This window comes from Pseudomonas sp. 9_2_1 (assembly GCF_059295275.1).
On the sequence record NZ_CM181239.1, the window covers coordinates 3,071,821 to 3,085,188 of the forward strand.

Annotated in this window: 12 protein-coding genes; 10 read left to right on the forward strand and 2 right to left on the reverse strand. The window is 60.3% G+C overall.

The genetic code is table 11. The features are described from left to right. Positions 1 to 5 precede the first annotated feature (5 nt). Complete coding sequence (locus AC5O5I_RS13820) at positions 6 to 1,007, reverse strand: AAA family ATPase (RefSeq protein ID WP_494512725.1); 1,002 nt, start codon at positions 1,005 to 1,007, stop codon at positions 6 to 8. A 66-nt stretch (positions 1,008 to 1,073) separates the two neighbouring features. Then, positions 1,074 to 2,504: a DUF1254 domain-containing protein gene (locus AC5O5I_RS13825; protein WP_494512726.1), complete on the reverse strand. Its 1,431-nt coding sequence runs from the start codon at positions 2,502 to 2,504 to the stop codon at positions 1,074 to 1,076. A gap of 270 nt (positions 2,505 to 2,774) precedes the next feature. On the opposite strand from AC5O5I_RS13825, the gene AC5O5I_RS13830 reads away from it, so the two are divergent. The 10 genes from AC5O5I_RS13830 to AC5O5I_RS13875 all read left to right on the forward strand — a co-directional run bounded on the left by AC5O5I_RS13830 (position 2,775) and on the right by AC5O5I_RS13875 (position 13,290). After that, positions 2,775 to 3,239, forward strand: a complete 465-nt coding sequence (locus AC5O5I_RS13830) for a DUF1254 domain-containing protein (protein ID WP_494512727.1) — start codon at positions 2,775 to 2,777, stop codon at positions 3,237 to 3,239. 79 nt (positions 3,240 to 3,318) lie between these two features. After that, the gene (locus tag AC5O5I_RS13835; protein ID WP_494512728.1) at positions 3,319 to 3,807 is read left to right on the forward strand and encodes a hypothetical protein; all 489 of its coding nucleotides are present in this window, start codon (positions 3,319 to 3,321) and stop codon (positions 3,805 to 3,807) included. A 220-nt stretch (positions 3,808 to 4,027) separates the two neighbouring features. Then, positions 4,028 to 5,275 (forward strand): OmpP1/FadL family transporter, encoded by a 1,248-nt coding sequence (locus AC5O5I_RS13840; protein WP_494512729.1) that lies wholly within the window; start codon positions 4,028 to 4,030, stop codon positions 5,273 to 5,275. 51 nt (positions 5,276 to 5,326) lie between these two features. After that, the gene (locus AC5O5I_RS13845) at positions 5,327 to 5,995 is read left to right on the forward strand and encodes a DUF3313 domain-containing protein (RefSeq protein ID WP_494512730.1); all 669 of its coding nucleotides are present in this window, start codon (positions 5,327 to 5,329) and stop codon (positions 5,993 to 5,995) included. A gap of 142 nt (positions 5,996 to 6,137) precedes the next feature. Further along, positions 6,138 to 7,628, forward strand: coding sequence for a DUF1254 domain-containing protein (locus AC5O5I_RS13850; protein WP_494512731.1), 1,491 nt, complete (start codon positions 6,138 to 6,140; stop codon positions 7,626 to 7,628). A gap of 132 nt (positions 7,629 to 7,760) precedes the next feature. Next, the gene (locus AC5O5I_RS13855) at positions 7,761 to 7,964 is read left to right on the forward strand and encodes a hypothetical protein (protein ID WP_494512732.1); all 204 of its coding nucleotides are present in this window, start codon (positions 7,761 to 7,763) and stop codon (positions 7,962 to 7,964) included. A 50-nt stretch (positions 7,965 to 8,014) separates the two neighbouring features. After that, a complete protein-coding gene (locus AC5O5I_RS13860; protein ID WP_494512763.1) occupies positions 8,015 to 8,809 on the forward strand; it encodes a transporter in 795 nt (264 codons plus the stop codon). A gap of 296 nt (positions 8,810 to 9,105) precedes the next feature. After that, a complete protein-coding gene (locus AC5O5I_RS13865; protein ID WP_494512733.1) occupies positions 9,106 to 9,867 on the forward strand; it encodes an efflux RND transporter periplasmic adaptor subunit in 762 nt (253 codons plus the stop codon). Next, positions 9,854 to 11,200 carry an efflux RND transporter periplasmic adaptor subunit gene (locus tag AC5O5I_RS13870; protein WP_494512734.1) on the forward strand — a complete coding sequence of 449 codons (1,347 nt, stop codon included), beginning with the start codon at positions 9,854 to 9,856 and terminating at the stop codon, positions 11,198 to 11,200. The genes AC5O5I_RS13865 and AC5O5I_RS13870 overlap by 14 nt, the downstream gene beginning before the upstream one ends. Further along, the gene (locus AC5O5I_RS13875; protein ID WP_494512735.1) at positions 11,200 to 13,290 is read left to right on the forward strand and encodes a site-2 protease family protein; all 2,091 of its coding nucleotides are present in this window, start codon (positions 11,200 to 11,202) and stop codon (positions 13,288 to 13,290) included. The genes AC5O5I_RS13870 and AC5O5I_RS13875 overlap by 1 nt, the downstream gene beginning before the upstream one ends. The last annotated feature ends 78 nt before the right edge of the window (positions 13,291 to 13,368 follow it).

A 13,368-nucleotide genomic window follows, 5' to 3' on the forward strand; every position in this document is an offset into this window, starting at 1 on the left:
GGCGCTCAGCCCGCCACGATCAGCGCAAGCAGCCGGTCGATGGCCTGTTCGACTTGCACGCCGGCAGCCGCCGCCTGGAATGTGAGCACCAGGCGGTGGCGCAAAACATCATGGATCACCGCCTGGACATCACCAGGTACTACATGGTCGCGGTCCTCCAGCCATGCATGCGCACGCGCTGCGCGCTCCAGGCCAAGCGAGGCACGCGGGCTGCCGCCAACCGCCAGCCACTTGGCCAGTTGCCCATCGAGTTCGGCCGGGTAGCGGCTGGCATGGATAATCGCGACGATGTAATCCTTGATCGCCTCGCTCACGTGCAATTGTGCAATGGCTTGCCAGGCTTGATAGATCACCTCCTTGTCCAGCCGTGGGCTAGCCTGTTGCTGCGCTTGCTGTTGCCCGTCAGCGTCGGCATAGCGCTGTTGATGCTCGGCGCGCACCAGATCGAGTACGCGTTTCTCGCTCTGCGCCGAGGGGTAATCGACCTTGACCTTCATCAGAAAGCGATCGAGCTGAGCTTCTGGCAGGTTGTAGGTGCCTTCCTGCTCCACCGGATTCTGCGTGGCCAGCGCCATGAATAGCCGGGGCAGCAGGTAGGTCTTGCCGGACACGGTGATCTGCCGCTCTTCCATGGCCTCAAGCAACGCTGACTGGACCTTGGCCGGGGCGCGGTTGATTTCGTCCACCAGCACCAGGTTGCCAAACAGCGGGCCGTGCCGGAACTGAAAAGCGTCCTCGATGGAACCCGCATCGGGCACGTAGATTTCCGAGCCCGTAATGTCGGCCGGCAGCAAATCAGGGGTGAACTGGATGCGCCGGAACGTAGCATCGAGGTTGGCCGCCAGGCTGCGAATGGCACGGGTCTTGGCCAGGCCCGGCATGCCTTCGAGCAACAGGTTCGAATCACACAGCAGGCACAGCACGATGCAGCGCACCACCCGCTCTTGGCCGATGATGGCTTGGGACATGCGCGCCTCGAGGGCGAGTATCTGCGAATGGGCATTCATGCCAGCTTGGCTCCTTCGCTGTGGTGGGGCGTGGCGCGATAGCCGCGCCACGCCCCACCTTCGGGCCTACTTGACCAACTCGATGTCACCCAGCGTCCAGGACTTGTCGAAGAATGCTTCGGTGGGCGCATAGAAACGGAAGTAGGTGAACCAGCCCTCACCGGGGTTGGTCTGGACCCAGTTCTGCTCATGGCCCTTGACCGGCTGCGGGCCATAGTAGATATCGACCGAGCCGTCCGGGTTGGTCTGCAACCCCTGTTTGGTCGAGGAAAGGTCCGGCGACTGCTCGTCGGTGACGATCATCTGCCGCTCTTTTTCGTCGTACACCGTGGTCGACCAGAACTGCTTGGCCGGGACGTTGGCCGGCACATGCAGCTTGTAGGTCTTGTCACCGGTCAGCCAGTTACCGTCCTTGTCCTGATAGGTGACGATGTAGCGCTGGCCCACGCCTGGCGTTTGCGTAAGCATGGCCTTGGAAATCGACACCGCCTCATAGAACCACGAGGCCCGCTCGTCAAACTGGTCCCAGTTCTCGGCACGCTGGTCGACGCTGACGGTAATCGCGTGTTTCCAGTGTGTGTCCTTCCAGAACGGTGGTTCGAAGCGCTTGGCGTAGTTGTTAGCCTTCGCCATCGCCTGGCCGACCACAGCGCCTTTTTCGAGAATGGCCTTTTGCCGCGCATCGGGTTCGAACGGCTTGCCCTTTTCGATGCCGAGGAAGCGCAGGTATTCCATCATCAGCCGGTCACGGTCATTGACCACCTCGGTCTGCACCAGCTGGTTGATGCTCTTCCAGTAATCCATGCCGGTGCGTGGGGTCTGGCTCCAGGCCTGTTCACCCGCCGGTACGGCCGGCCAGGCCTCTTGCTCCTTGCCGTCTTTGTACAACGCCGTGCTCATCTGCGGCAGCAGGTCTTTCACCGCCTGAGCTTTGTCCTTGTCGAGCAGGCGCACGCCGAAGAACACGATGTTGCTGGTGGACTGCACCACGTTGTAACCGGCCGGGGCAATTTTTTCATGCCCTGGCGGCAGGATCAGGTACTTGCCGCCCTCGCCCTTGTCGGGGCCGACCACGCCAAGGTCGGACAGCACGCGCTGGTACACATCCATGACCATCCCGGCCATCAGGCCTTTGGGCAGGGTCAGCACCAGCGGCCCGGTCTTGGACAGGTCGGCCAACGAGGCGATATAGGGGGTGGTGAAGTTGGGTGTGAGGATGCCTTGCTTCTGTTTCTGGGTAATGTACGACACCAACTGCCCATCGCGGGTCTTGAAAATGTTGGTCTGGGCGTTGTACCACTCGATCATGCCAGCGGCAGGTATTCCCCACAGGTAAGCCTGGGTTGCCCGCATGAAGTCCATTTCGTCAAGCAAATGCTTGATGGTCGGCTCGGTTGGGTAGCCGCCGTCGAACTCCAGTTTGCCGATCTCGGTCTCGATGGTTTCTTGCTTGCCCGCCCACGCCAACGGTGCGGCTGCGAGAATCGAGTAACTCACGAAAGAAGCCAAAAGTGTCTTAGAGAGCATCATCTCGAATGTCCTTCCTTCTGGGTGATTGGCCTCTGCCGCATCTATTCCAGCAGGCAGCTGCGGTGAAGCTCCTTGGCGGCCGCCGTTAGGTTCGGCCTTGATAAGATCGAAAATCAGTCTAGTTTCATATTTCGGCAGTCGTGAGTTGAATAGCGCGATATGGCAGGTCATTTGGCTTGCAATATTCCGGACGGTGCAAGGTGGCTGCCCCGTATCCTGTGTAAGGAGATACACGCGATGAGCCATCTGTTGATGCGTTACACGTCTGCGGCTTTCATTATCTGCACAGGATTACTGGCGAGCAGTCAGGCGCCAGCCCAGAGCACACGATTCAATGAACTGGCCCACTCGCCTTTCTCGGAGAACCGGCCAACGCCCGAGGCTGTGAAGACGTTAACGGATGAGCTGCTGTTCCAGCGTGCGACTCAGAGCTTCCTGTGGAGCATGCCGTTACTGAATACCATGGGCATGCATGACGGGTTTGCTGACGCCTACGGTACCGGCTACAACGTGATGGGCATTTGGGAGAAGCGCCTCGATGCGAAAACGCTCATCACCACACCCAACTCCGACTTGATTTACGGGATGGTGTTTGAAGATCTATCCAAGACCGGCCCATTGGTGTTAGACGCTCCGCCAAAGCTTCAGGGCATTCTGCTCGATGTCTGGCAGCGGCCTATCCCTATGCTTGGCAACACGTAGCTGAGTCGGGACGCTATGAAACTCAAACAAACATCTGGCGAAGCGCTGACCGATGCGAGGGGCTGCAATGAATCACATCATGCTCAAGCTCAAACATGAATTCATGAAGGTGCTGCCGCCCACCCTCTTTTTCTTCGTCATCCTGCACATCGTTGCGCTGATTCGTTCACTCATGATCAAGGGCTCCGGGGTTGATTTGCCGGTATCGACTTCGGTGCTCTTCGCCTCTCTGATCCTTGGAAAGTCCGTATTGGTGGCAGACATGCTGCCATTCATCAACCGCTTCCCCGACAAACCATTGCTCTGGAATGTAGGCTGGAAAACCCTCATCTATACCTTGGTCGCACTCATTGTTCATTACCTCGAACGGCTCTACGAGTACTGGAAAGAGGCGCATGGTTTCATGGATGCAAACGCCCTGTTGTGGTCGTCCATCAACTGGCCTCGATTCTGGGCAATACAGATTTTGCTGATGACGCTGATATTCATGTACTGCGTGATAGCTGAACTCGCGCGCGTCATCGGGCGTGATCGACTGAAAAGCATGTTCATTGGGCCGCTGCCGTGAGTGGCAGGGGAATCAACGGTAAACCTGGCAAGCTGACGGGCAAATGGACTATTTGGACTACTGCTCCCCTTTAGTCACACCCTGAATGCTCCCTTGACACAGGTTGTGTCAAGCAGGGTCATCGAGTGATCGGTGCCCTGCTCTTTTTAAAGTTCGGAGTCGGGAGCTAATGGCTAAGACTAATCGGATCCTGTTTAGCCGGGGGATGGCAGCAACGGTCATGCTCTTGTCTATCCATAGCACGAACGTGTCCGCCGGAGGAATACTCATCTACGAATCCGGCCAGGAGGGCAACGGACTGGCCAACGCAGGCTCCGCGGCCCTGGCCAACGACCCCAGTGTGCTGATGAGCAACCCGGCCGGCATCACCCTGCTCAAGGGCACGCAGATAAGCGCCAACGCGCAAATCATCTTCGGCGACCTGAGTTTCACCCGCGACAGCAACAATCAGTTCGCCGGCAATGAAGGCGGCAATGCGCTGCAGTACCTGCCGGGTGCGAGCCTGTTCGTCAGCCACCAGCTTGATGAGCGCTCTGCCATCGGTTTTGGCATGTACGGAAACTTCGGCCTGGCGTTGGACTACGACGATGACTGGGCCGGGCGCTACTTCACCCAGGAAGCAGCAGTGATCGGCGTGTCGCTGCAACCGACCTGGGCGTACCGCTTCACCGACGCTCTGTCGATCGGCGTCGGGCCGCGCATCATGGTTGGCTACTACCGCACGGAAATGGCCATCAACAACAACCTGCTGGGCCTGGCCGACCGCCAGGACGGGCAGCTGGAATACAAAGACACCGATGTCGGCGTAGGGGTCAACCTCGGCCTGCTCTATCAGGTCGATCCGCGCACCCGCGTCGGCCTGGCCTATACCAGCAAGGTCAAGCTGGAGTTCGAGGACAAACCGCATCTGCGCGACATCAACAACCCTCTGCTCAACCTGGCGCTGAACCGCCTCGACGTCGACTCGCTGGAACTCGACCTCAATGTGCCGCAGACCGTCACGGCCAGCGTCGCCTATCAGCTAGACGACGAATGGACCTTGCTCAGCAGCCTCAACTGGCAGGACTGGAGCGATTTCGGCGATGTCGGCGTAGAAGTCGATAGCAATGCCGGTGGCACCAGCCGCACCGTTGACCGCAGATACAAAGACACCTGGCACGCCTCACTGGGCGCGCAATACCAGGCCTCCCGGCAGTGGCGCTGGAGTGTCGGACTTGGTTACGACAGCTCGGCGGTAGACGACAAGGACCGCACGGTCGACAACCCCATGGGCGAAGCATGGCGGCTGGCGGCGGGGGTCAACTACCAGCTCGACGAAGGCCTCGACCTGCATCTGGCCTACACCCTGGTCTGGCTCGGCGATATGGACGTCGAGCAGACCAAGACCCGCTCTGGTACCACTTTATCCGGCAGCTATGACAACAGTGCCCTGCACATCATCGGTGGCGGCGCCACCTGGCGATTTTGAGCTGCCCCGCATGGCAGCGCAGAGTTGATCATTGTAAGAAGGAGAAGCTGCATGAAGATCAAGTCGTTGGCTACATCGCTGTGCCTTGCAACGTTCATGCTACAGGGATGCGCAAGCAAGTACGTCGAGACCGACCAGTACTCGGGCTTCCTCAAGGACTACAGTATCCTCAAAGAAGACAAGTCGCCGTCCGGCGCACCGGTGATGCGTTGGATCAAGCCGGGAGTAGACGCCAAGCGCTACAGCAGCGTGTACATCGAGCCTAGCCAGCTGTACCCGAAACCGCAGCCGACTGAGAAGGTCCCGCAGGCCACTTTGCAAGGCATCACCCAGTACTACGACCAGACGCTCAAAAATCACTTCTCTCAGGTACTGCCGCTAGCCACAAGCCCTGGCCCCGGTGTGCTGGTGGTGCGCCCGGCCATTACTGCCGTCAGCGCCAAGACCAAAAGCCTGCGTCCTTATGAAGTCATTCCAATCGCGCTGGTTGCCGCCGGCATCAGCGCTGCTACCGGCATCCGTGATCAGGACACCAGCATCGCGACTGAAGCGGCCTTCCTCGATGGCGAAACCAATCAGGTGGTAGCCGAAGTGGTGCGCAAAGGCGCCGGCACCGAACTGGACAATTCCTCGCAGGTGATGCAGGCCAAGGACGCCAAAGCCGTGCTCGATGGTTGGGCCAAGGACATGGTCAGCTCATTCCAGGCACTGAAGAAGTAGTCAGCAGTCGTCTACCTGGCGCTCAAGGCTGGGCCCAATGTCCAGCGTATGCATCAGGTGGGCGATTAAGGTTGCTAACGGTCGGTACGAGATACCAATACGGCAGGGCCGTTGGCTCGCCCAACTTTTCTGGAGGTAGCTGATGGCGTTCAATCAACGGAATAAGTTCGCCCCGTCCATGCTGGTCGCAGCATTATTTCTGATGCCGGTAGCTCAGGCCGAGGATACCGCTCCAGCCTCACCACTGATCAAACAAATCAACAATGGCAACTGGCTCGACCCCAAGGAAGCCGAGTCCCTGCGTGACGAGCTGTACTATCAGCGCGCTATCCATGCCTACATGACAATGTTGCCGGCACTCAACGTGATCGGCATGCGGGACGGTTCGGAGAAAGCGTTCGGGAGTGGTTACAACGTCTTGCCGATCTGGAAGCAACGCATGGATTCTCGTGCGATGGTGCCGACGCCCAACGCCGACGTCATCTATTCCATGAGTTACCTGGACTTGAAGAAAACCGGGCCGCTGGTGGTCAAGGCACCGGCCAACGTCATCGGTATGTTCACCGACTTTTTTCAACGCACGCTTACTGACGTCGGTGCAGTAGGGCCGGATCGTGCACGGGGTGGCCTGTATCTTATTCTGCCTCCGGACTACAACGGCCCGGTGCCCGCCAGCTATTTTGTCGTGAAATCGCGCACTTACAACGTGTTCCTGTTCTTCCGCACCGTCATGGCCAAGGGCGATGGCAAGCCTGACCCTGCACCCGCTGTGAAGGCGGCAGAAAGTACCCGTGTCTATCCTTTGGCCATGACCGAGAAGGACGTCAAACCGATGGAGTTCCCGGATGCCAGTGGCAAGGCACTGAACATGATGTATCCAACAGACAACGAATATTGGACCAAGCTCAAGGCGTTCATCGACTACGAGCCGGTGGAGGCCATCGATCCAGAGCTGCGTGGCGTGCTGGCCTCGATTGGCATTATCAAAGGTGAGCCGTTCAACCCCACAGACAATCAAAAGGCGCTGCTGAAAAAAGCGGTAGAGACCGCCCCGAAAATGATATTGGCGAACCGTCAATTGGGCCGCGAGGACAAACGCAATCTCTACTATAAAGATCGCCAGTATGAGAACACCTGGGCAGGCGGCACAGCGGAGTGGATGCAGGACAGCTACCTTGACGTGAGCCAGCGGGCGAATTTCTTCCAGTTCGCCTATTCCTCGGCACCGGCGATGGTCATGCACACCACGGGTGCAGGCTCCAAGTACCCGTTCACCGGCCGCGACAAAGACGGAAAATTTCTGGAAGGCGGCAGCACGTATAAATTGCGTTTGCCACCGAACGCTCCGGCGGCGCTGTTCTGGGCGGTCACCGCCTACAACATCACCGACGGCACCATGCCCCAAACCAAGCAATTAATGCCATCAACCAACGGTTATTACGACATCCCCAAACAGTCGGATGGCTCCATCGAAATCTGGTTCGGGCCTGACAAACCTGCTGAGGTGGCGGATGCTGCGTTCATCCAGACGATCCCAGGTCGGAATTTCCTCGTTGCCTTGCGCCTGTATGGCGCGGAAGACGCGTTTTATGACCAGACCTGGAAGCCGGACGATGTGGTCAAAATTAAATGACGGGCGAGGAACTCGCGACGATCGAGAGTGATTCCAACGTTTGATGAACTATCTCGAAGAACATCGACAGCATGGCGGGGTATCACGTTATCGCTCGGTATTCAGCTTTGATTTCACATAAGGAATCTACGTATGGGACCTGTACTGACGCTGCCTCGCCAACTCAAGACCTTCACCCTGCACTTCGGTAATCCGCAAACCTGCGGCACGGAGGCCCGCAACCTGCTGATCGCGCCGACCGACAACTGGACACTCGCCTTCCGCGTTTACATGCCAGACAAATCCGTGCAGAACAACGAGTACAAGTTGCCAGAGCCAAAACCGGTTGCCCAATGATCAGGGCTCTACAAGGGGCGAATATGCGAACTGACAAGTTGTGGAATGGGATGTCCGGGGCGCTGGCCATTACCTTCGGGTTCATACCCGTGGCTCACGCCGAAGATTCGGCGGAGCTGGCCAAGAAAGCGCTTAACCCGGTGGCTGCCATGTACAGCTTGCCGGTGCAATACAACTGGGATCAGAAAATAGGCCCGACTGGTGACGGCATGCACAGCGTCACCAATATCCAACCGGTGCTGCCTTTCACCCTCAACGATGACTGGAATCTGATTTCCCGCACGATCCTGCCTGTCATCGATCAACACGGGCTGGCTCCCAATGGAGCTGCGGACAAGTCTGGTGTCGGCGATATCACGCAAAGTTTTTTCTTCTCGCCAAAAAATCCCACTGACAGCGGCTGGATTCTAGGGGTGGGTCCGGCGCTGCTGATCCCTACAGGCAGTGATGAGTTGCTGGGTAGTGAGCAATGGGGCCTCGGCCCGACAGCTGTCGCGTTGAAACAGTCTAATGGTTGGACGCGAGGAGTTCTTGCCAATCATATCTGGGGATTGGAAGGCAGCCCTCCGAACGACAAGGAAAAGGTCAATCAAACCTTCCTGCAACCCTTTCTCTCCTATACCACCAGCACGCTCACCACGTACGGAATCAACACAGAGTCGACCTACAACTGGCAATCGCGTGAATGGTCGGTGCCGGTCAACCTGACTGTCACGCAATTGTTGAAAATCGGTGGTCATCCCATCACGGTTCAGGCTGGGCCTCGGTACTGGCTCGACAGCCCCGATGATGGCCCGCAAGGCTGGGGCTTTCGTGTGGCCGTGACTTTTCTGTTTCCACGATGACCGGCGTCGCGCCCGGCTATCAAAATGATCGGCACGCTCAGGGCCGCTAGGGCCATAAGGCCGATGGCAGGGATAACCTCGAGTAACCCGGCCAGAGTATTTCCGCAAGCAGAACGCAAAGGTCCAGGCAAAAAGTTGTATCGAGCTGAATTGATACTGCCTGCAGCCTGGCAACGAAGGCGGCAATGGCCTGGAGTACCTGCCAGGTTGAAGCCTGTTCGTGGGACCGCTTCCGGTAGAACAACCCGGCAAGCGATCCTGGAGGTGATCAGTAGGACGCATGCGAGGGAACCAGAATGCGCAAACCCGTTTTCGAGATTGCTGTTTTCACGCTCTTTCTATCGCTGACGAGCTTTGCTACGGATGGGGTACCGAACACCCCGCCGACTGAGTCGCAACAGATCCGAGTGCTGCTGGCTGCGGATCTGGAAACGACGCTTTCCAGCCAGATGAACGGGACCTTGAGTGAGCTAACGGCCCGCTTCGGCGAGCATGTGAACAAAGGCGCCGGTCTGGCGCTGTTCAACTGCAACGAAGCCAAGGCGCGAGGCAAGGTTGCGCTGGCTGAACTGTCCATGGCCCAGCAGAACCTGCAGGCTAAAAAGCAGCTGCGCAAACTCGATGCAGTAGGTGACATCGAAGTGGCTGCGGCCAATACCGAAGTGCAAAAAGCCGAAGGCGCACGCGCCATGGGCGATGCGCAGATGAGTTATTGCCGGGTGGTGGCACCATTTTCTGGCCATGTGGCCAAGGTTTACGTCAAACCCTACCAGACGGTCAGTGCTGGGACGCCGCTGTTCGACCTGGTCAGTGACGGCGCACTGAAGGTACGCATGAACGTGCCATCGAGCCAGTTGAAGAGCCTCAGCCCCGGCCAGCCACTGGAGGTCAATGTGCATGAAACCGGCAAGACCTACCCGGCCAAGGTCAGCGTGATCAACGCCAGGGTCGACGCCGTGGCCCAGACGGTGGAGCTGGAAGCACGCTTCGATCAGCCCTACCCGGAACTGATCGCTGGCATGAGCGGCACGGCGCGGTTCGACCATGACCGTGAATAGGCCGCTTCCACATCCGCAGCTGCTGCTGCAGCTGGATGCCCTGCGCGACAAAGCCATGGCAGCCGAAACGCTGAACGCGCTGGCATTCAGCATGGCCAATGATCTGTATCCGCTGCTGCCCTTCCACCAGGCGCTGGTGTTCGAACAAGGCAACAACTGCCTGCAGCTGCTGTGTGTATCGGGCCTGGCACGGCCCAGCGAGGACTCGCCCTACCTGGTGTGGCTGCGCCGGGCCAGCCGCTGGCTCAACGAGCGCTTGGTGGACCCGCAGCCCGTCTGGCTGACGCAGGCCGGCGGCGCCCCGCCCACCGACATCGCCGAGGGCTGGGCCGAATGGTGGCCCGAGGGCCTGTGGTGCATACCGCTGCATGGCCCTGCCGGGCAGCGCCTGGGTTTGCTGGTGTTGCTACTGGAGGAAGCCCCGCCTGCGGTACTGCGCCAGCAAATTGATGGCCTGACCCGCACCTGGGCCTACTGCTGGCACGCACTGACCCGACGGCGGCGGATCAGCCGTTGGCGCCCCAGCCGGCGTCAGCTGCTGATCGGCCTGCTGTTGGCAGCCGGGCTGTTGCTGGTGCCGGTGCGGCAAACGGCACTGGCGCCGGCGCAGATCGTGTCGCATCAGGCGCAGATCGTCAGCTCACCGATCGACGGTGTGATCGCCCAGATGCTGGTGCGCCCCAACCAGCCAGTGGAAGCTGGCACGCCGCTGTTCACCCTCGATGAAACCACGCTGCGTAGCCGCGCCGAGGTACTTGGCAAGGAAGTTGCTGTGGCCGACGCCGAATTGCAGGCGGCCAGCCAGCGCGCGTTCGACAACCCGCAAAGCAAGAGCGAACTGACCCTGCTGCAGGGCCGTGTCCAGCAGCGCCGTGCCGAACTTGCCGCCGTGCAGGCGCAACTGCGGCGCACTCAAGTGCTGGCGCCGCGCGCCGGAGTAGCGGTGTTCAGCGACCCCAACGACTGGCTAGGCAAGCCGGTCTCGACCGGCGAGCGCATCATGCACGTGGCCGACCCGGCACAGCCGGCGATGCAGATACAGCTGGCCGTGGCCGATGCCATCGCCTTGGAGCCGGGCGCCGAGGTGACCTTGTTCCTCACCGCCTACCCGCTTAGCCCGCTCAGGGGGAAAATTCTCGAAACCAGCTACCAGGCCAAGCCCAGCGATGACGGCGTGGTCGCCTACCGACTGCTGGCCAGCATCGACGAGCACTCCGAACATGCACGCCTGGGCCTGCACGGCACCGCCAAACTGTACGGTGGCCGGGTGATGCTTGGCTATTACCTGCTGCGCCGGCCGCTGGCCAGCCTGCGCGCCTGGAGTGGCTGGTAATGCTTGACCTGTCCGAATTGCCTCTACCGCCGTTGCGCGAAGACCTGCGGCTGTGCGAAGCCGCCGACAGCCGCGAAGGGGAGCCGGCGTGGATGATTCACGACACGGTGGTCAACCGTTTCTACCGCATCGGCTGGCTGGAATTCGAATGCCTGCTGCGCTGGGGTCAGACACCACGCCAGATCAGTGAGCAAGTGTCCCGGGACAGTGCGCTCAAGCCGGAAGTCGAGCAAATACTGGCGCTGCGGGCGTTTCTCGAACAGCACCATCTGCTGCGCCCGGGCCCCGAACAACTGGCCAGGCTGCAAGGCGCCAGCGAGGCACGCACCTGGTCGAGCTGGCGCTGGTGGTTGCACCATTACCTGTTCTTTCGCATCCCGCTGCTGCGTCCACAGTTTGCGCTGCAGCACCTGGCTGCAGCCCTGGGCTGGCTGTTCCATCCGCTCAGCGGGGTGCTGGTGGCGGGTTTGACACTGCTGGGTATCGTCTTGGTCATGCAGCAGTGGGACAGCTTTACCCACGCGGTGGTGGAGTCGTTCTCTACCGAAGGCCTGTTCAGTTTTGCCCTGGCGCTGGTGGTCGCCAAGACCCTGCACGAACTCGGCCACGCACTGGTGGCCACCCGCCTGGGCCTGCGTGTTGGGCACATGGGTATCGCGTTTCTGGTGCTGTGGCCGATGCTCTACACCGACACCGGCGAAAGCTGGAAGCTCAAGCGCGCGAGCCAGCGCCTGGCGATCGCTTCGGCAGGGATCATCACCGAACTGTCGCTGGCAGGCCTTGCCACCCTCGGCTGGGCCCTGTGTGACGACGGCGGCCTGCGCAATGCCCTGCTGTACCTGGCGACCACCAGCTGGGTACTGTCGTTGGCGCTCAATGCCAGCCCGTTCATGCGCTTTGACGGCTATTTCATCCTCAGCGACCTGCTCGATTTCCCCAACCTGCACGAACGCGCTTCGGCGCTGGCGCGCACGGCCCTGCGGCGCAACATGCTGGGGTTGAACGAGCCGTGGCCCGAGCCGTTTCCGGTGGGCCAGCGGCGGCTGTTGGTGGCATTCGCCTTCGCCACCTGGCTGTATCGCCTGGTGCTGTTCCTGGGCATCGCCGTCGCGGTGTACCTGTTTTTCTTCAAACTGTTGGGGATTGTGCTGTTCATGGTCGAACTGGCGTGGTTCATCGCGCTGCCGGTGAAGCGTGAGCTGAGCCACTGGTGGCAACAGCGGGCACGCATTCCGGGGCGGCGCAAACAGCTGTTCTACCTGTGCCTTGGCCTGGCCGTGCTGGGCTTGGCGCTGCCGTGGCGCAGCCAGGTCGATGCCGTGGGGGTGGCGCGTGCCGAGCACCAGCTGCGCGTCTACACCCCCTACCCTGCGCGACTGCAGAGCTTGCACCAGGCGGGGCAAGTCAAGGCCGGCGAAGTACTGGCGGTGCTCGACGAACCGGACCTGGATTCGCGCTTACGCAGCAGCGAGGCCAGCGCCCGCAGCTATGAAGCGCGCCTCTCGGGTCTGCTCGCCGACCCAGGCGGGCTGGCCCAAGATGCCGCTACTCAGCAGCGCCTGAATGTACAAACCGAAGAGGTCCGCGCCGCGCGCACTGAAATTGCCCGGCTCAACCTGCAGGCACCGTTCGCCGGGAGCTGGCTGGACCTGGACCGCGACGTGCAGCCGGGCCAATGGCTCAACCGCCAGCAAGCACTGGGCATCCTCATCGACCCGAGGCACTGGCAGGTCGATGCCTACGTTGCCCAGGACCAGGTGCACCACCTGGCCGTCGGCGATAGCGTCCGCTTCTACCCCGATGGCCAGGCCAGCGCGCTGCGCGGCAAGGTCCTGGCGATTGGCAGCACCCGTGCCGGGCAGCTGGCCCACCGCATGCTCTCATCGCATTTCGGCGGCCCGGTGCCAACCACCAGCGAGCCGCTGGTGCCGAGCAATGCCTTGTTTCAGGTACTGATCGCGCTGGATGAACCGCTGGCCACGGCGCGAGAAACCCGCGGCAAGTTGAAAATCGAAGGGGCAAAACGCAGTGTCCTGGGCGAGCTGGGGACATGGTTGCTGGGGGTTGGTTTGCGCGAAAGCGGCTTCTGAGCAGCGCCTTTCGGCGCCTGCTCTGTTGTTGCAGGAAAACCCGACTACGATTGCTTAAGCCTCGAATCTGGCGTCGAC

Bases quoted from the DNA above. Each gene is read 5' to 3' on its own strand.
- AC5O5I_RS13820 (WP_494512725.1), bottom strand. From the start codon at position 1,007: ATGAATGCCCATTCGCAGATACTCGCCCTCGAGGCGCGCATGTCCCAA.
- AC5O5I_RS13830 (WP_494512727.1), top strand. From the start codon at position 2,775: ATGAGCCATCTGTTGATGCGTTACACGTCTGCGGCTTTCATTATCTGC.
- AC5O5I_RS13835 (WP_494512728.1), top strand. From the start codon at position 3,319: ATGCTCAAGCTCAAACATGAATTCATGAAGGTGCTGCCGCCCACCCTC.
- AC5O5I_RS13840 (WP_494512729.1), top strand. From the start codon at position 4,028: ATGCTCTTGTCTATCCATAGCACGAACGTGTCCGCCGGAGGAATACTC.
- AC5O5I_RS13845 (WP_494512730.1), top strand. From the start codon at position 5,327: ATGAAGATCAAGTCGTTGGCTACATCGCTGTGCCTTGCAACGTTCATG.
- AC5O5I_RS13850 (WP_494512731.1), top strand. From the start codon at position 6,138: ATGGCGTTCAATCAACGGAATAAGTTCGCCCCGTCCATGCTGGTCGCA.
- AC5O5I_RS13855 (WP_494512732.1), top strand. From the start codon at position 7,761: ATGGGACCTGTACTGACGCTGCCTCGCCAACTCAAGACCTTCACCCTG.
- AC5O5I_RS13860 (WP_494512763.1), top strand. From the start codon at position 8,015: ATGTCCGGGGCGCTGGCCATTACCTTCGGGTTCATACCCGTGGCTCAC.
- AC5O5I_RS13865 (WP_494512733.1), top strand. From the start codon at position 9,106: ATGCGCAAACCCGTTTTCGAGATTGCTGTTTTCACGCTCTTTCTATCG.
- AC5O5I_RS13870 (WP_494512734.1), top strand. From the start codon at position 9,854: ATGACCGTGAATAGGCCGCTTCCACATCCGCAGCTGCTGCTGCAGCTG.
- AC5O5I_RS13875 (WP_494512735.1), top strand. From the start codon at position 11,200: ATGCTTGACCTGTCCGAATTGCCTCTACCGCCGTTGCGCGAAGACCTG.